Genomic DNA, 18,170 nt, shown 5'->3' on the forward strand with positions numbered 1-18,170 from the left:
AGATTTGCCGCCCGCTTCCTTCAGATTCCGCGTCACCGCGAACACCCTTGCGTTAAGCTAGCTGTTACTTCTGCCTTCACAGTTCGGGACTTGCACCCTAGAGACTACGCCCATGCTGGGCGCACAAATAAAAATCACCTTTATCGCTATCGATAAGAAGTGATTTACCTTGATTAACCATATGGGCATTACTTATGATTTGGCTTTCTTGTGCTTGTCGAAATACTTCTGTAAGAGCCACAGTTGGTAATCCTGACTGAATCATGTCGCTTAGAACGTTCCCAGGACTAACCGATGGCAATTGATCCGTGTCTCCTACAAAGAGAATTTTGGTATCCTTTTCGAGTGCATCCATTAGTAAACTAGCCAACTGAACATCCACCATCGACATTTCGTCAACGACTAACAAATCGCAAGGAAGTTTATCTTGCCAATTGTAGGTAGGAATTTCTCCCTGTTGGTACCCAATTAGCCTATGGATTGTAGATGCGTCATGTCCAGCCACCTCTGACAATTGTCTACTCGCCTTTCCAGTTGGGGCAGCTAAGCATATAATGTTTTCTGGATGCATTCCTTTGTACACGTCAATCATGGCACGTATAACGGTTGTCTTACCGGTTCCAGGACCACCAGTGAGTATTAACATCTGTTCTTCAAATAACCGCCTAATCGCATCACGTTGCTTCTCAGCTAGGATGATTCCCTGCTTCTTTTGATAGTTGGTTATCTGTTTTTCTAACGAAGGCAATGCTACGCCATCCCGAGAACCCTTCATTTCTGAAAGTTTCCGAGCTAACCTGTCTTCATATGTGAATAAAAACTTTGGGTAAACGCAATTGTCTTCAATAACGATATGTTTCTCTTCTAAACGGTAAATACTTTGTGCTAATTCATCCATCGAAACTTTGTTCTCTTCAATCGTATTATGGTTTAATGCACTTGCAGCTTCCGCAAGCAGACTTTCTTCCATCACATAGCAATGGCCTGAACTGAAGCATGTTTCTTTTAGAACATAGTTCACACAAGCATCAATGCGGTATCCTGATAAGGGTGATATACCAATCTTTTGAGCAATTTCATCAGCCTTTAAGAACCCTATCAGGTTTAATTCTGTTAGCTTATATGGATTTTCTGTAACAACTGCTACCGTATTAGACTCGTATTCTTTATACAGCCGCATCGCCATACGAGCGGATATTCCGAACACAAGTAGTTCCGAAATGATTTTCTGTACCTCAAACGTAGACCTAACGCTTTCTACAATGTTACTAGCGCGTTTCTTCCCGATTCCTTTAATCCCTTGTAAACTCGCCTCGCCTTGTTCGCTGATTATCATCAAAGAGTCTTCACCCAACTTTTCAGCAATTACCACTGACTGTTTCGGCCCACATCCCTTTATAAGGGGCGATGCAAGGAATGCAATCACTTGATCTTTTGTTTGCGGAATCGGCCTTTCCCAAAACTCCACCACAAACTGTTTCCCAAACAGCATGTGATTTTCCCATGTCCCACGAACTTTTATTTCTTCACCTTTATCTACACCGTAAATGTTTCCTTTAATTGTGAGTTCTTCATTATCCGTTTGCAATTTAGCAATCAGAAAATCTTCATTTCTATAAAGAACCTTTATAACTTTTCCAATGAATTCATTCATTCCAAACTCACCATCTTATCGTCTCTATACAATATGGATCTAAAGCGATTAAGAAATGCAAAAGAACTTTGGGCCGGGATAAGGTTTTGTACTTTAATATCATTATAAAGAGTCAAGAATAGATCCATAGGCATCACTATTATTTGACGTTTACGATGAATAAACGCTTTACATCGTTCTACGTTTCTAATAATTGGGTTAGAGGAATCAATGTCATTTTTCATTTCATTTACAGAATCAACAACTTTAGTTGCAATAATATCAATCTGCTCAAGTAATACTTTTTCTTCAACAGTACCAACTACTTTATTCGCTTCATACAGCATTTCGTTTCTCGCTTCCACAACCTCCTCACTTGATAGAAGTTCTTCAAATTGCATTTCCACTTCCGGTGTAATGTCTACCTGTTGGAAGAAAGCATCGACTTCTTCTTGTGGAACATTGTACTTACTTGGAATTCCAGTTACGTTGGGGACAGATTTTACTAAATGCCACAAATTATCTGGGAAGTAATAAAAATCTACATTTAATTCTACTAAAATATAGCCGCTAATTACGCTACTTATTTTCTTCGTATTCATTCGAACTTCCCTCAAGTCTTTGGAGAGTTCACGGATGCTGCCTTTGTACGTTTCAAGCAAGGCAAGAGAATTGGCATCTTTGTATTCTTTAAGTTTGTCGCAAGCGATGCGAAGATTGTTTAAGCCTGCTTGGATTCTTTTTACATACAAGTGTTCAGATATATCGTCTGAATTTAATTCCGAAAGATCAACAGCAGTATTTTCATCGCGAATAATTTCTGTGAATGTTTCCATTGCATAGATAGCATTAACCATTGAATCGCCTGCTCTATTCAAAACAGTATTCAACATTTCTTTCACTTCAATTTCCGCTCCGCTACGAACCTGAACTACAAAGTAAGTCATATCTCTTCATCCTTTCTCTTTTTTATTAACTAGCCAAATGAACGACTTCTTATTTGGTGCTTGTTCTCATCAACATTTACACAGTTTTCGTGCATCCACTTGAATACTTCATCCCGCGGATAACGAGCAGTAACGAACTTGGACTTCGGAAACCCCTGCCTAGTGATGATTTTATTTACTGTTGGTTCCTCAACTTGAAATATTTTACACAAATCTTTTTTATTTAGTAAATGTGGAAAAGCATATTGTTCTTGGCTATCTTTCACGCCTTGTTCATAAGCCTGTGTAAAAAGTTCTCTCAAACTCTCTTCTAGTAGCTTTGCTTTGAGTTCTTCGAGTACAATATTCATATATCTACCGCTCTCCTTTCATTTTTTCACACGTCCATAAATCAAAGCCCACCGTCTTGACATTTTGGTCATTTGACTGCCGCTCGCTTTTGACAATTTTTTTGCTGAAAGATCTTGGCGATGCTATGCTCTATATAGGAACTGATTTATAGACATGTTTAGTAAATATCTTAAAAATTATTATTCGCTCCAACAGGAAACGTTTTGTTGCCTCACATCTCAAAAAAAGAGTCCAATCTACTCCTAAAACTTTTGCAATCTTCTTCGCTACTTTTGGGCTTGGTGTACGATTACCTTTTTCAATCATTCCGTAGTATTGTCGTTCAACGTCAATTAAATCGGCTATGCTTTGATATGTAAGTTTTTTCATTTCACGTTCTGCTTTAAGCCACATTCTCATTTCTTTTAATTTCTCCTCCCCATACAGGCAATATTTCGTTGCTTTACCTACTTCGTATTATACGCAACATTTTGTTACTTTATGATCAAGCAACAAGATGTTGCTGTATAATATAATTAAATTACTTTCTAAGGAGATATATTATGAGTTTTCAAGAAAGGTTAAAAAAACTTAGAGTAGCCAAGAAGCTAACACAAGAGGATATGGCCAAGCTATTGGGTATAACTAGACAAGCATATGGTTATTACGAAAGTTCAACTAACCAAAGAGAGACTGATCATGAAGCTACTAAAAAATTAGCTAATTTCTTTGACGTATCTATTGATTATCTTCTGGAAAATACTGATAACCCGGATCCCATTGATAAAGACGAAGAAGATTTCCAAAAAGCAATCAACGATCCAGACTTAAAACGGTGGTATTCAGAATTACCTAAATCTAGTGAAGAAGACTTACGAAAATTGCGGAAAATGTGGGATATTATTAAAAACGAGGACAAATGAAACACCTTTTAAAATATGAGTTAGTAACCCTATCTTTTTTATCAGGATAGGGTATTATTATAAACATCATACGAACATACATTCCTGATTCGTGAAAAAGGTGTCGAATTAAATTTGAAAATTTCAAGTCTATCTTCATTGGAAGAAAAGGTTTTTTCGATTTATCATTCGCTAAATATTATAAAACCGTCCCAGATTTATCATATGGATCTTATCGAAGACATTTCTAACATGTTTAAAATAAAAACTTATTATTTTGATGAGTCAAGTGAAGCAAATAATATGGGAGGGATTTATCGAATCTTTTTAAATAAAAACCAGTCCAAACAGGCAATTTGGCAAGACTTTGCTCATGAATTGGCCCACATCTTGGGTCATGAGGGATACCAGTGTTCAATGCACAATCCCTTCCGGGAGTATCAGGAATGGCAAGCAGAACAATTTGCTTATCACTTTTGTATACCAACATTTTTGTTGAATCAGATGAACCTACCTCAACTTCAATGCGAGGCCATAGGACTGATTGCAAGCATCTTTAACACCGATCCTATTTTCGCTAGCGAAAGGTTGGATAAGTGGCTACGCTCAAGAGAAAGTGATTTGTTTCAGAAGCATTTAGTAAGACTAATTGAAGGGAGTAAACGTAGATAATGGCAAGATATGAGAAGTATGAGACTAAAAGTGGACAACGTTGGATGTATATTGTTGAGGGTGGAATTAATCCGCAAACCGGGAAAAGACGTAGAATTGTTAAACGTGGTTTCAAGCGTGAAAAAGATGCAAAGGATGCTGCATTAGAATTTGAATACCAAATGAATATTCTTAACTTCGAAATAAAAGATGATATTACCTTTCAAGACATGGCTGATGAATGGCTTTCCTTCTACCAAACAACAGAAATAAAAATAAGCACGATTCGAGTGCGTGTTCATGAGATCGGCCATTTAAATGACTACTTTGCTTTATATAAGATTAAAGAAATCACAAAAACTATGTACCAAAATTCGCTAAATCATTTAAAAAACAAAAAGAATTTAGCCTATAACACCATATCCGGTATTCATGGAACAGCACGTATGATATTTAAGAGGGCAAGGGAACAAGATGTACTAATTTCTGACCCAACAGAATTTGCTAGAATCCCGAAAGATAGAACCACGGTTGAACAAATTGAAAACACTGAAGTAAAGGAGCTGTTTCTTGAAAAAGATGAGTTGAAGATATTTTTAGAGAAAGCAAAAGAAATGAAACAGGAAACATATGCAATTTTGCTCGTACTTTCGTGGACTGGGTTAAGAGTAGGGGAACTTGTAGCGTTAAGATGGAGTGATATAGATTTTATTCAAAAAACAATTAGTATAACGAAAACGTATTACAACCCAACTAATAACAGCGTTAAATATACACTATTGCCACCAAAAACAACTTCGTCTATTCGTAAAATTATAGTTGAAGATGAAGTAATAGACGCATTACTAAATCAGAAAAAATTAATAGATGCCGTAAAAGAAGAAGTTGGTGATGAATATTATGATAAAAATTATGTATTCGGCAGAATAAATCCTCCCTATTTCGGCTATCCACTTTTCATCAAAACTGTTCAAAATCGGATGGAAGCCGTACTAAAACAATTGCCAACTATCACCAAGCATCTTACTCCTCACTCATTAAGGCATACTCATACTTCTCTTATGGCAGAAGCAGGTGTCGATCTATTCGAGATAATGGATAGGCTAGGACATAAAGATGATGAAACGACAACACAAGTGTATTTACACATTACAAAAGAAAAACAAAAAAAGGCCTCTCAAAAGTTTGGTCAACTAATGAGAAGCCTTCAACAGCCCGATAATGATCAAAAATAAGTTTTAGGCATCAAAAGGGCATCAAAAATGATGGCAGATAGCTTAAAACCCCGTCGTGAAAGGGTTCATTTCGCTATTTTACATCATGCCGCCCATTCCACCCATACCGCCCATATCAGGCATTCCACCGCCACCTGCTGGTTCTGGGAGGTCTGCCACTACAGCTTCAGTAGTCAAGAACATAGCCGCTACAGATGCTGCATTTTGTAGTGCAGAACGAGTTACTTTCGTTGGATCCACGATACCTGCTTCTACCATGTTAACCCACGTGCCTTCTGCTGCGTTAAAGCCAATGCCCACTTCTTCGCGCTTCAAGCGGTCTACTACGATAGAACCTTCAAGGCCCGCGTTAGTTGCGATTTGACGTACTGGTTCTTCAAGTGCACGAAGAACAATCTTAATACCAGTAGATACATCGCCTTCCGTACCTTCAAGTAATGCTTCTACTTGCTTATAAACGTTAACTAGTGCAGTACCGCCACCAGATACAATTCCTTCTTCTACTGCCGCACGTGTAGAGTTCAATGCGTCTTCGATACGAAGTTTACGCTCTTTCAACTCTGTTTCAGTTGCAGCTCCGACTTTGATGACTGCTACACCGCCAGCAAGTTTAGCTAGACGTTCTTGCAATTTCTCTTTGTCAAATTCAGAAGTTGTTTCTTCCAACTGCGAACGGATTTGGCCTACGCGTGATTCGATTGAACCTGCGTCACCGCTACCTTCTACGATTGTAGTATGGTCTTTTGTTACTACGATTTTCGCAGCGCGTCCGAGTGAAGTAAGGTCAGCAGATTTTAGATCAAGTCCTAGATCTTCTGTGATTACCTGTCCACCTGTTAGGATTGCGATGTCTTCAAGCATAGCTTTACGGCGATCGCCAAAACCTGGTGCTTTAACTGCCACTGCGTTGAATGTACCGCGAAGTTTGTTGACAACTAGTGTAGCAAGAGCTTCACCTTCAACGTCTTCTGCGATAATCAACAATGGTTTACCTTGCTGAACAACTTGTTCAAGCACTGGAAGAATTTCCTGGATGTTGTTGATCTTCTTATCCGTAATCAAAACATATGGATTATCAAGTACTGCTTCCATTTTGTCTGTGTCTGTTGCCATGTAAGCAGATGCGTAGCCACGGTCGAATTGCATACCTTCTACTACATCAAGCTCTGTAATGAAGCCTTTAGATTCTTCGATTGTGATGACGCCATCATTACCTACGCGCTCCATTGCTTGTGAAATCAACTCACCGACTTCTTCGTCACCAGAAGAGATTGCTGCAACTTGTGCAATTTCTTGTCTGCTTTCGATTTCATCGGAAACGCTTTGAAGACCTTCTACCGCTGCGATTACCGCTTTTTCGATTCCTTTACGGATACCAACCGGGTTTGCACCAGCTGTTACGTTCTTCAAGCCTTCACGGATCATGGCTTGTGCAAGGACAGTTGCTGTTGTTGTTCCGTCACCTGCGATGTCATTTGTCTTGGATGCAACTTCTGCTACAAGCTTTGCGCCCATGTTTTCGAATGCATTTTCTAGCTCGATTTCTTTTGCGATCGTTACACCATCGTTTGTGATGAGTGGTGAACCGAATTTGCGCTCAAGTACGACGTTACGACCTTTTGGCCCAAGTGTTACTTTTACAGCGTCTGCTAGTGTATCTACACCGCGGAGCATTGCGGAACGTGCTTCTTCGTTAAATTTAAGTTCTTTAGCCATTGTATTTGATACCCTCCAGAATTTTCTATTTTTCTACTACATGTACTTTTTTATTAATTATCCAATAATTGCAAGAATGTCGCTTTCACGAAGGATTAAGTATTCAGTACCTTCATACTTCACTTCAGTGCCTGCGTATTTAGAGAAGATGATGCGGTCGCCTTCAGATACTTCTAGTTCGACGCGCTGTCCGTTCTCAAGAACACGGCCTGTACCAGCAGCGATTACTTTTCCTTCTTGTGGCTTTTCTTTCGCAGAGTCCGGTAGAACAATGCCGCTCGATGTTTTTTCTTCTGCTTCGATTAATTCGATAATGATACGGTCACCTAGTGGTTTCAACAAATGAAACAACCTCCTCGAGATAATGTGTAATTTTTATTTTTCTTAGCACTCACTTATGATGAGTGCTAACACAACTCTAATATTAATGAATTTCACACATAATTGCAAGTAAAAGTGTTCGACAATTTCTTCTTTTGCCAAACGTCTTTATTCGCGTTAAACTAATCAACATGTATGAAAGAAAGGTTGTGCACCGTGAAAAACTGGGTTGTTGCTCTGATGATCTTCATGTCGTATGTGTTGCTGCAGATTACCAGCATTTTTCTTGCCCCTGAATTAATTATTTACTTCACCGGCAAAGACTTGTCTAAAGCAGATGCCGTATCACAAGGTTTCGCCTGGACGTTATTCATCACGCAAGGTATCGCTGCACTGATCATTGCTGTGATCCTGTTACAAAATAAGAAGTTCTTACCTGCATTTAAAGGAAAGCCTGTCGGATTCGGAAGCGTTCTTCTATGGGGAGTACTTGGTTTCTTCCTCGCCATGGCTGGACAAATTATAGGTGCCGCGATTGAGTCCGTGTTCGGTGTCACCGCTGGCTCCGAAAATACGGAATTATTGTCGAATATTTCGAAAACCGCACCTATTATTATTTTCGCTATGGTGTTATTTGCACCGTTCCTCGAAGAAGTCGTCTTCCGCCGGATTATCTTCGGTGGCTTGTACACAAGAACGAACTTTTGGGTCGCTGCGATTGTCAGCGCCATCGTATTTGCAGCTGTGCATGGCGAGTTGCAACATTTGCTGATGTACTTAATGCCAGGTCTTGCGTTCGCTTTTGTCTATTACAAGACTAAGCGTCTACTGACCCCGATGATTGCCCATTTCCTCATGAATAGTTTCGTCACTGTCGTGCAATGGAATGCGGATAAACTGCAACAATTACAAGATATGCAGCAGGGCATCGTATTATTCCTGCAATAGAAAAAATCTCCCCGTGAATGGGGAGATTTTTTTGTAGATATATATAAAGTTCGGTGAGCAGGAAGGCATCGTTGATCTTCGTTCCAGTCGGACGCTTTCCTGCGGGCATGGCTTGAGCCTCCTCGCTTCGCTGTGGGGTCTCAAGTCTCATGCTATTCCCGCGGGAGTCGCCGCCTGAAACGAAGATCAACTAGTTTCCATTTCTAATTATAGTAAGTGAAAGAGAAGTTATACTAATCATATGATGAAGTTATCTTATGCTCATGGTCCTCTTGTAGGGATTGGAGTGGAAGCAGGGGCGACTCCTGGAGGATCAGCGGCCGTAGCGAAGGACGGCTTTTGCGAGTAAAAGCGAAGCGTTAGGAGCATGTGCTTTCATAGAATGCCTTGAGTAAGCCACGCCCTCAGGAAAGCGTCCCCTGCTGGAACTCCAATCCCCGAACCACAAACCTACACTTCTTACTGCGCAGCTATTACCTGTACCATCTTATCAATATCAGGCTTCGCTGTTCCTTTCACGTTCTCTGTCAGGATACTGAAGATCAGCTCTTGACCGCTCTTCGTCTTCACATAGCCCGACAACGAATCCGTACCGTTGAGCGAACCAGTCTTCGCCTGCACCTTGCCTCTGACAATTGGACTCGTCAAACGGTTGCGCAATGTTCCACCTAGCATGCGGTCATTCACTCCTGCGATTGGCAACGAACGCTCAAATGCCGGATACCATTCTTTTGACTGGGCCGCATATAACACTTCAGCAATTTTTTCTGAAGGGATTTTATTCTTATGCGACATACCTGAACCATCTTCTAAATAAATACCTTTTGTGTTAATACTGTTTTTTTCCAACGTTTCCCTCACAACACGCAAGCCGGCATTCCAACTTCCTTCATTATATACTGCGCGCCCCATAGACTTTGCCAAGATTTCTGCGTGAGAGTTGTTACTGTACTTCATGAACGGCATCATTAAATAATACAATGACATCGATTCTTTCTTTGCGAGTAACTCTGCATTCGCAGGAGTTTTTCCACGTGTTACACGAGCTGTTGGTTGAAGCTTGATACCTTCTTTAGCAAGTGCGCGTTTGAAGACGTCCGCTGTATAGGCTGTCGGATTCGATACCGTTACCCATTGGCGCTTGCCGTTTGAGTTGAGTGGTACGTTTCCTGAAACGATAATCGTGTTCGTTCCTTGCTGACGTTTCATCGTCACCGTGTTTCGTTGATTTTTTGGTACGGTACGTGTGCGATTAACGACTTTTACGATGTCCGTGTGAGGAGTCAACGTGACGGCTCCTGCTTTAGCGTTTCGTGTTGGCTTCGCCTCAACGATTGTCGTGCCTGCATCATAGTCTTTATTTGGCGAAATCGTCAGTGCCGAAACTTGTGCTGCGTAGTAATACGTTTCGTCTGCTTTATGAATACCTGGTGATAAACGCTGTGTATCAAACCATGTATCGTCCGCCACGATATGTCCTGTAACGGAACGGATACCTGATTCACGGATTTGCCGGGCCAAACGTAATAAGTCGGCTTCAAGTAATGTCGGATCACCTGTCCCACGCAAATAGAGATGACCGTAGAGAATACCGTTTTTCACTGTACCATTCGTTAAGACATCTGTATCGAAAGTATAATCTTTCCCCAGCACTTCAAGGGCTGATGTACTGGTTAGAACTTTGACGTTCGAAGCGGGTGTAATACCTTGATTGCCACGATATTGATAGATCACGTGATTAGTATCCGCATCACGTACGACGACACTGCTTCGTGTCCCCCGCATACGCTGACTTGAAATAACTTGATTAATGCCTGTTTCTAACCCTTTATAGGACTGCTGAGCCGCAGCTACTTGACCTTCTATAATAGGAGTCGTAACACTCGCCATAAGCAATAATGCACCTAGTAACCACTTGCTCCATCTAGTTGGAGTCTTTTTTCTATTCACTTGTATTCATGTCCCCCTACTCATTCTATTCTTAGATAGTTTACCATAGAGGCATTGGTAAATGAACCCATATTTGACTGTGGTCCCGTAAACATAAAAGATCCTCCTGCATTTGCAAGAGGATCTTTTATGTTTACTTATCATCCGTTTTATTCATCACTTCATCAATCTGACGCTGTTGCTCTGCTTTGACTTCTTCCATCTGGCGTAGACGTTCAGATTTCTCGAACTTCCGATAGCCTAGACGAGAAATCACGATACTGATCTCATACAGGATGAACAGCGGAACCGAAGTGAATAAATGCGATACGATATCCGGTGGTGTAATGAACGCCGCAATTACGAACAAGACAAAATACGCAACTTTCCGTATCTTAACGAGTACTTTAGGTTGCAACACGCCGAGACGCGATAAAAATAAAATGACGATCGGTAACTGAAAGACAAAACCGAACGGCAATAATAGTGAGAATAAAAAAGAGAAATACTCATTGATACCAATTGTCTGCTCAATGTTCAATTGACCTGACAGATTAATCATGAATTTCATGACATATGGTAACAATATGAAATACGAGAAACTAATCCCTACTAGAAATAAGAGAAAAGCAAACGGGATATACGACAATGTGACCTTACGTTCAAGCTCACGAAGTCCAGGTGAAATAAAGGCCCAAAATTGATACATGATAACCGGTGAAATAATGACAATCGCTAGGAATACTATAACTTTCAAATAGATCACGACTGGATCTATCACGTTAAATGCATTCAATGTAATTTGTTCAGCAGGTGTATCGTATTGGATAAAATTGATCAGAGGCTTCGCTAAGAAGAAACTGCCAATTGCCCCAACAATAAAGAAAACGACAATTACCATCAGCCGTTTTCGCACTTCATCTATATGCTCAATGATTGTTAAGTCTTTATCTGCCATCAGAATAACACCCTAACTCAGCGCACTTCTTCTTTCTTGTCTTCAACCTTTTTTACGTCGTCCTCGTCATCTGTAAGGCCTTTTGTTGCGTTTTTAAATTCACGCAATGAAGAACCGAATGCTTTACCGATTTCAGGTAATTTCTTAGGACCAAATATAAGTAACGCGATCACAGCGATAATCAGTAAACTTCCGATACCTGGAGCCATGTTGGCCACCTCCTCATAATATGTCTATTCTACATGAAAACCTATAATTTTACTATTGCAGTGTCACCTAATTTGTGAATCTTTTACGTCCGTTTTGATAAGATAAATCAATGTTTGCAACTCAACGGACAAATCGATTGTCTGAATACGGATTGTATCTGGTACCGCCAGCCGTTCAGGGGTAAAGTTCAATATCCCTTTCACAGACGTTGTAGCGAGACGATCCGTCAATTCCTGTGCAACACGTGATGGCACAGTCAAAATAACCATTTCAATACCTAGTTCATTAATTTTCTCTTCAAGACGATCAGGTGGATAAATAAGAATATCGTTCTTTAGTTCGCCTTCATGTGGCGCTTTCGGATCGAATGCCACGACAATTTTCGTATTGTGGATCTTTTGGAAATTGTATTTCAAAAAAGCGTTGCCGAGACTACCTACCCCGATTAATGCCACTTTGGTTTCTTCGTCTTGATCAAGTGTTTCGCGGAAGAATTGCAGCAAGGAATCTACGTCATAGCCGTATCCTTTGCGTCCAAGCGCCCCAAAATGCGAGAAATCTCTGCGAATTGTTGCAGCATCAATCTTCATCGCTTCACTTAATTCACCTGAGGAAATGCGTTGTACACCTTTATCTGCATAATTTCGTAAAAATCTATAATATAGAGGCAATCGTTTTGATGTTGCCTGCGGAATTCTAGGTTTACTCACAGCTGTGCCCTACCTCCATCGTCACTTCAATGACCAACCCCTAAACAAGGGTACAGCCGTTTTTATCGTACAGCACAACGGGATTATTGTAAAGCCGATTATTGCATGGGACGCTCCATTCCATTAAACTGATAAAGAATAGAGGTGTGGGGCTTGATTATTTTACAAGTAAATGGACTGACAAAGTCTTTTTCCGGCACGGATCTACTAGAAAACGTCCGTCTCGAAGTACAGCATCGAGATCGCGTCGCATTAGTTGGACGAAATGGTGCTGGAAAATCGACTTTATTGAAAATTATTGCAGGTGAAATATCCGCGGACGAAGGAGATATCATCATTCCTAAAGATGTACGCATGGGCTATCTCGAGCAGCACAGTGGGCTGGATTCAGAATTAACGATTTGGGATGAAGTGATGACGGTATTCGCACCCCTTCGTGAAAAGGAAAGTCGGCTGCGCGCGCTAGAGCATGAAATGTCGAATCCTACGGTTCTTGAAGATGCGAGTCGCTATACTCGCATCATGACGGAATACGATGAACTTCAAATTGATTTTAAGGGGGCAGGAGGCTATCAGTTTGAAGCCGACGCTCGTTCCGTGCTTCATGGCATGCGGTTTTACCCGGATGATTTCGAGAAGCCTGTGCACTTACTGTCAGGCGGTCAAAAGACTCGTTTAGCGCTTGCAAGGATGCTTCTGAGTAAGCCAGACTTGTTAATACTCGATGAACCGACGAATCACTTGGACATCGAAACATTGAACTGGCTCGAACGGTATTTGTCGGGTTACGAAGGTGCGATTCTAATCGTTTCACATGACCGATACTTCCTCGATAAAGTAGTTACCACTGTATATGAAGTATCTCGACGGAAAGTCACAAGGTACAGCGGTAATTACAGCTCATACTTAGATGAGAAAGCGAAGAACTATGAACGTGATCAGAAGTTATTTGTTCAAGAAAAGGATGAACGGGCCAAGTTGGAGGAATTCATTCAGAAAAATATTGCGCGTGCGTCCACTTCCAAAATGGCGAAGAGCCGACGTAAGCAACTAGAGCGGAGAGACTGGATGGAATCTCCTGACGGCGACGAGAAATCCGCGAACTTCTCCTTCTCAATTGACCGACCAAGCGGTAACGATGTACTGTCGTTAGACAATGTCAAAATTGGCTATGGTGAAGAACCTGTATCGAAGAACATCAATTTGCGTATTTATAAAGGTGATCGTGTAGCATTTGTTGGACCGAACGGTGTCGGCAAATCCACGTTGCTTAAAACTATAGTAAAGCGCAACGAACTGATGGGTGGGGAAATTCGCTACGGCACGAATGTCCAATTTGGTTACTACGATCAAAATCAGGCAACACTTATTGGCACAGGTACCGTCTTGCAGGAAATATGGGACGACTGGCCACAAATGAATGAAAAAGATGTACGCTCCCTACTCGGACGCTTCCTGTTCACGGGTGACGACATAGAAAAACTCGTCACTTCCCTGTCAGGTGGAGAAAAAGCACGTCTTTCATTGGCGCAACTAATGCTCGAGAAATCCAATACATTGATCTTGGACGAGCCAACGAATCATTTAGATCTCGACAGCAAAGAAATTTTAGAAAATGCACTTGATGATTTCCCTGGAACGATATTGTTCGTGTCACATGACCGGTACTTTATCAACCGACTCGCAACCAAAGTTATTGAAATGAGTGACGATGGAGCAGTGGAGTACCTAGGCGATTACGATTACTTCGTCGAGAAAAAGACTGAGACAGAAGAGATATTAGCGGCTACACAACTCGAACAACGAGCAAAAGAGCCTGTTGTCAAGAAAGAAGTGGCAAATAAGGAAAATCAACGCCATGAACGCCGGCTTAAACGATCCATTGCTGAAATAGAGAATACACTTGAAGCCTTCGATGAAGAAATTGAAACTTTGCAAGCAAAGCTACTAGAACCCGAACTAGCAAACGATCACATCGCACTAATGGATATCCAACGTCAAATCGATGAAATCCAGGCGGTCCATGACGAACGATCGGAAGAGTGGTTGTTACTTCAAGATGAGTTAGAGAATTTATAAAAACGTCTGGAAACATAGAATTATTTAAAACAAGCATTAAGAATTGGGTAGTTCTTGATGCTTGTTTTTTCTATGTTATTTTGGGTATGAGCGGTTATGTTGTAAAATAGAGCGTTCGCCCGGAGAGTATGAGTGGTCGAAGTTCGACATAGAGCGGTCATCATATTCTATAGAGCGCATAATAAACTTTATGAGCGCATCCGCAATAACTATGAGCACGTATGTGAAGATATGGTGCTTTAACCCGATTATCCGAACAATTTCACGACAAATTGCGACAAGAATCCTACTATTCTTCCTATCGTTCGTCATTTTTATACTTTCCTTAGAAATTTCAGGCTAAAATTCACTTTATTTCTCCACAATCTTTTCCACAGATCAAATCCCTATTTGAACACATATAAACATAGTTATCCACGTTATCCACAAATACTTGTTTACTAGTCCACATAGTTATCCAAATTGTATCCGTTTACCATTCACAGGTTATAAATGTTACCAACATTCTATCCACATATTGTGTATAAGTACGAACGTTCCCTCTTGACAAACTAATATTCGTTTAACAAAAAACACACAATTTGCTGAAAGTTAGCAAACTGTGTGTGTATTCATTAATTCCATGATTTTAATGGCATTCCAGGTCGACCATTCATACTAGAATTACTTCGAACGCCGCTTTTCCACATCTCATAGCCAGCCGCGGCAATCATTGCTGCATTGTCTGTACATAATGAAATAGGTGGAACGTAGAAAGGAATCCCTTCTTTTTCAAACGCAGCGGTCAATGATTTTCGCAGTCCTTGATTGGCAGCTACACCACCTGCCGCAATCACTTGCTTCACGTCATATTCTTTCGCCGCTTTCACTGTCTTGACTGTCAATACTTCAACAACACTTTGCTGAAAGCCCGCCGCAACATGATCATGATTGATCTTTCCGCCTTTTTGCTCGATATTATGCTTATAATTGATAACTGCAGACTTCAATCCACTAAAACTGAAGTCATAGGAATCCTTTTCAAGCCAAGCGCGTGGAAAGTCTATACTTTCATCACTCATCAGCGCGAGCTGATCTACTTGCGGACCTCCCGGATAAGGCAAACCAAGTACCCGAGCAACTTTATCATAGGCTTCGCCTGCTGCGTCATCACGCGTTTCACCGATCAATTCGAATGAACCATGTGACTTCATGACGACAAGCTCAGTATGACCGCCTGAGACGATAAGTGCCAGCAAAGGAAACTCCATCTCATGAATCAATTGATTGGCATAGACATGTCCTGCGATATGATGCACACCAATCAATGGTAACTGATTCGCAAAGGCAAAAGCTTTCGCCGCATTGATACCGATCAACAGCGCCCCCACTAATCCAGGTCCTTCTGTCACAGTGACCGCAACCAAATCACTTGGTACAAGTTTCGCTTCATTCAATGCTTCCTGAATCACCAGTGTGATTTGTTCCACATGCAGACGCGACGCTATTTCGGGAACCACACCGCCAAATTGCTTTTGCTGCTGGATTTGTGACGATACAATAGATGAAATAATTTCCGTCCCATTTTTTACTATAGAAGCCGCGGTTTCATCACAGCTCGTTTCAATACCCAAAATATACTGATCTTTTTCCATTAGAATTCCACCCACATGACGAGTCCATCTTCATGGTCGTCTGTATAATAGTTTTTCCTGATACCGCCTTCTTGAAAACCTAACTTGCGATACAACATCCGCGCTGCTTCATTACTCACACGCACTTCAAGCGTCATGGTCTTCACTTCATTCAAGCGGCACAACTCCATCGCCTGACGCATTAGATCTTCTCCATACCCTTTACCTCGATAAGCCGATAGTACGGCCACATTAGTGATATGACATTCATCGAGCACAATCCACATACCACAATGCCCAATCACTTCACCGTCCAGGTCCGCTACAATATAATGTGCGTATGCATTTCCTGTTAATTCATGCTCAAAAATCTCTTCTGTCCAAGGTGTCGCAAATGATTCAAGTTCTATACCCGCAACCGCCGGGATGTCATCAGGCGTCATCTTTCGAAATAGCACTTCATTACTCATGGGAAGACCCCTTCTTCATCAAATTGGCTTCTGCCTCCGTAATGCGCTTATACTGTGGTGTAAACGTATGAACTATTTCGGGTTGATTTGCACTTTGCGCCAGTGAGATAGCAGAAGATGCACGTGGCACATTTAATGCGAATGGTGCAATATATGCTTGCTTTCCAAGATGCTCACGAATAATTGATTCATACAGTTTCACATCTTCTCCAACAAATAAAACCGCCTCTTCACACTCTTTTAACTTCTCCAACAACTGGACAACTGGGCAGTGCTGATCCTCTAATACACTGACCAATTCAGTACCCTTCGCTCGATAGACACCTGCGTAAACGTTGGATCTTCTCGCATCAATTACAGAACAAACCAGACCGTTGAACAGTTGTCCATTCAACGCTAAAGCCTTCAGACTTGATACACCGTAAAGCGGCTTATCAAGCGTCCAAGCTAATGTCTTCGCAATCGTTACACCAATGCGAACACCTGTATACGAACCAGGGCCCTCTGAAACAGCAATCGCGTCTATTTCCGAAGGAGTAATATCTGCCTTACGACATGCCTCTTCCACTGCCGGCATCGCGCGCAGCGAATGATTGATCTTCATCATGCTTGACTCTTCGATAAGTACTACATCATCTTTAACGATTGCTACAGATAAAGGTGAATTTGCTGTATCTATACCTAACCATATCATGTAAAAATCTCCTCACAAATACGTGTAAATCGTTCACCTTTTGGCATACATTGAACTCTGCGGGAATTAGGCCCCGTATGATGGATAATCAATTCCAACCGATGTTCAGGCAACTCTTCTTGAATAAATTGTGCCCATTCCACTACAGAAATCGCATCTCCATAAAACAGTTCGTCCCAACCTAAGTCTTCCTCGCTATTGGCTAACCGATATACATCCAAATGATTGAAAGGGTAATCCCCTTCATACTGCTTGATAATCGTAAAAGTAGGACTACTAACTGTCCGTGTGATACCCATTGCTTTTGCAAGTGCTTTTGTGAATGTTGTCTTGCCAGCCCCAAGATCACCTTCAAGGGTCAGTACATCAGGAGGTCTTAGATAGCGACCGATCTCGGTGGCCAGCTTCTCCATTTCCTCAACGGACTCGATTTCTTTCTCCCACACAACCAACTCACCCTTCTCTTCCTATTATAGTACTAGTGTACAGAAAAACCTTACAAAACAAAAGCCAAGAAGCCAGCCCTGTTTATTTACAATAAAAAAACGATCACACCCGTTAAGGTGAAATCGTTTTGAAATGTTAAAATATGGCGGTCCCGACGGGAATCGAACCCGCGATCTCCTGCGTGACAGGCAGGCATGTTAACCGCTACACCACGGGACCACTGAAATGAAGCAAAAAAATAAAGCCTAGCAACGTCCTACTCTCACAGGGGGAAACCCCCAACTACCATCGGCGCTGAAGAGCTTAACTTCCGTGTTCGGTATGGGAACGGGTGTGACCTCTTCGCTATCGTTACTAGACTCTTTGAGTAAAGCTTG

General features: G+C 41.3%; 19 protein-coding genes, 1 tRNA gene and 1 rRNA gene. 5 read left to right on the forward strand and 16 right to left on the reverse strand.

Annotated features, from left to right (window positions below):
• Positions 1-97 precede the first annotated feature (97 nt).
• From recD2 to CSV60_RS08170, 4 genes are all read right to left on the reverse strand, one after another.
• Entirely contained in the window at positions 98-1,654 is a 1,557-nt protein-coding gene (gene recD2 / locus CSV60_RS08155) for an SF1B family DNA helicase RecD2 (protein WP_099636621.1), read from the reverse strand.
• Positions 1,651-2,580 carry a transcription termination/antitermination NusG family protein gene (locus CSV60_RS08160; RefSeq protein ID WP_099636622.1) on the reverse strand — a complete coding sequence of 310 codons (930 nt, stop codon included), beginning with the start codon at positions 2,578-2,580 and terminating at the stop codon, positions 1,651-1,653. The genes recD2 and CSV60_RS08160 overlap by 4 nt, the downstream gene beginning before the upstream one ends.
• Before the next feature lie 29 nt (positions 2,581-2,609).
• Complete coding sequence (locus tag CSV60_RS08165) at positions 2,610-2,930, reverse strand: MerR family transcriptional regulator (RefSeq protein ID WP_099636623.1); 321 nt, start codon at positions 2,928-2,930, stop codon at positions 2,610-2,612.
• Positions 2,931-3,060: 130 nt separating this feature from the next.
• Positions 3,061-3,330, reverse strand: coding sequence for a helix-turn-helix transcriptional regulator (locus CSV60_RS08170; RefSeq protein WP_099636624.1), 270 nt, complete (start codon positions 3,328-3,330; stop codon positions 3,061-3,063).
• A gap of 143 nt (positions 3,331-3,473) precedes the next feature.
• Between CSV60_RS08170 and CSV60_RS08175 the strand changes: the two genes are divergently transcribed.
• The 3 genes from CSV60_RS08175 to CSV60_RS08185 all read left to right on the forward strand — a co-directional run bounded on the left by CSV60_RS08175 (position 3,474) and on the right by CSV60_RS08185 (position 5,698).
• On the forward strand, positions 3,474-3,833 hold the full coding sequence (locus CSV60_RS08175) for a helix-turn-helix domain-containing protein (protein WP_199175259.1): 360 nt from the start codon (positions 3,474-3,476) through the stop codon (positions 3,831-3,833).
• A 114-nt stretch (positions 3,834-3,947) separates the two neighbouring features.
• Complete coding sequence (locus CSV60_RS08180) at positions 3,948-4,484, forward strand: ImmA/IrrE family metallo-endopeptidase (protein WP_099636626.1); 537 nt, start codon at positions 3,948-3,950, stop codon at positions 4,482-4,484.
• Positions 4,484-5,698: a site-specific integrase gene (locus CSV60_RS08185; RefSeq protein WP_099636627.1), complete on the forward strand. Its 1,215-nt coding sequence runs from the start codon at positions 4,484-4,486 to the stop codon at positions 5,696-5,698. Before CSV60_RS08180 ends, CSV60_RS08185 begins: the two co-directional genes overlap by 1 nt.
• 78 nt (positions 5,699-5,776) lie before the next feature.
• On the opposite strand, the gene groL is transcribed toward CSV60_RS08185, so the two are convergent.
• Together groL and groES are read right to left on the reverse strand one after the other, a co-directional pair.
• Positions 5,777-7,414 carry a chaperonin GroEL gene (groL, locus tag CSV60_RS08190; RefSeq protein ID WP_099636628.1) on the reverse strand — a complete coding sequence of 546 codons (1,638 nt, stop codon included), beginning with the start codon at positions 7,412-7,414 and terminating at the stop codon, positions 5,777-5,779.
• Positions 7,415-7,471: 57 nt separating this feature from the next.
• Complete coding sequence (groES, locus tag CSV60_RS08195; protein ID WP_029055048.1) at positions 7,472-7,756, reverse strand: co-chaperone GroES; 285 nt, start codon at positions 7,754-7,756, stop codon at positions 7,472-7,474.
• A 195-nt stretch (positions 7,757-7,951) separates the two neighbouring features.
• Between groES and CSV60_RS08200 the strand changes: the two genes are divergently transcribed.
• Positions 7,952-8,683: a CPBP family intramembrane glutamic endopeptidase gene (locus tag CSV60_RS08200; RefSeq protein ID WP_158233164.1), complete on the forward strand. Its 732-nt coding sequence runs from the start codon at positions 7,952-7,954 to the stop codon at positions 8,681-8,683.
• A gap of 459 nt (positions 8,684-9,142) precedes the next feature.
• Here the strand turns inward: CSV60_RS08200 and dacB are convergent, their stop codons facing one another.
• The 4 genes from dacB to CSV60_RS08220 all read right to left on the reverse strand — a co-directional run bounded on the left by dacB (position 9,143) and on the right by CSV60_RS08220 (position 12,490).
• Positions 9,143-10,633: a D-alanyl-D-alanine carboxypeptidase/D-alanyl-D-alanine endopeptidase gene (dacB, locus tag CSV60_RS08205; RefSeq protein WP_099636630.1), complete on the reverse strand. Its 1,491-nt coding sequence runs from the start codon at positions 10,631-10,633 to the stop codon at positions 9,143-9,145.
• Between the two features lie 133 nt (positions 10,634-10,766).
• Positions 10,767-11,570, reverse strand: a complete 804-nt coding sequence (gene tatC, locus CSV60_RS08210; protein WP_099632641.1) for a twin-arginine translocase subunit TatC — start codon at positions 11,568-11,570, stop codon at positions 10,767-10,769.
• Positions 11,571-11,587: 17 nt separating this feature from the next.
• Positions 11,588-11,779, reverse strand: a complete 192-nt coding sequence (locus tag CSV60_RS08215; protein WP_029055052.1) for a twin-arginine translocase TatA/TatE family subunit — start codon at positions 11,777-11,779, stop codon at positions 11,588-11,590.
• Positions 11,780-11,842: 63 nt separating this feature from the next.
• Entirely contained in the window at positions 11,843-12,490 is a 648-nt protein-coding gene (locus tag CSV60_RS08220) for a redox-sensing transcriptional repressor Rex (RefSeq protein ID WP_099632640.1), read from the reverse strand.
• Between the two features lie 153 nt (positions 12,491-12,643).
• Between CSV60_RS08220 and CSV60_RS08225 the strand changes: the two genes are divergently transcribed.
• Positions 12,644-14,569, forward strand: a complete 1,926-nt coding sequence (locus CSV60_RS08225; protein ID WP_099636631.1) for an ABC-F family ATP-binding cassette domain-containing protein — start codon at positions 12,644-12,646, stop codon at positions 14,567-14,569.
• A gap of 614 nt (positions 14,570-15,183) precedes the next feature.
• Here CSV60_RS08225 and tsaD read toward each other — a convergent pair.
• The 6 genes from tsaD to rrf form a co-directional block, all read right to left on the reverse strand.
• Positions 15,184-16,203, reverse strand: a complete 1,020-nt coding sequence (gene tsaD / locus CSV60_RS08230) for a tRNA (adenosine(37)-N6)-threonylcarbamoyltransferase complex transferase subunit TsaD (RefSeq protein WP_099636632.1) — start codon at positions 16,201-16,203, stop codon at positions 15,184-15,186.
• Positions 16,203-16,652 carry a ribosomal protein S18-alanine N-acetyltransferase gene (gene rimI / locus CSV60_RS08235; RefSeq protein ID WP_099632653.1) on the reverse strand — a complete coding sequence of 150 codons (450 nt, stop codon included), beginning with the start codon at positions 16,650-16,652 and terminating at the stop codon, positions 16,203-16,205. The genes tsaD and rimI overlap by 1 nt, the downstream gene beginning before the upstream one ends.
• Positions 16,645-17,346, reverse strand: a complete 702-nt coding sequence (gene tsaB / locus CSV60_RS08240) for a tRNA (adenosine(37)-N6)-threonylcarbamoyltransferase complex dimerization subunit type 1 TsaB (protein WP_099632652.1) — start codon at positions 17,344-17,346, stop codon at positions 16,645-16,647. The genes rimI and tsaB overlap by 8 nt, the downstream gene beginning before the upstream one ends.
• Positions 17,343-17,792, reverse strand: coding sequence for a tRNA (adenosine(37)-N6)-threonylcarbamoyltransferase complex ATPase subunit type 1 TsaE (gene tsaE, locus CSV60_RS08245; RefSeq protein ID WP_233189575.1), 450 nt, complete (start codon positions 17,790-17,792; stop codon positions 17,343-17,345). Before tsaE ends, tsaB begins: the two co-directional genes overlap by 4 nt.
• Before the next feature lie 144 nt (positions 17,793-17,936).
• Positions 17,937-18,012 (reverse strand) — tRNA-Asp (locus CSV60_RS08250).
• A 24-nt stretch (positions 18,013-18,036) separates the two neighbouring features.
• Positions 18,037-18,152 (reverse strand): 5S ribosomal RNA (gene rrf, locus CSV60_RS08255).
• Positions 18,153-18,170 lie beyond the last annotated feature (18 nt).

This window comes from Sporosarcina sp. P7, from assembly GCF_002743425.1.
Lineage (GTDB): Bacteria > Bacillota > Bacilli > Bacillales_A > Planococcaceae > Sporosarcina.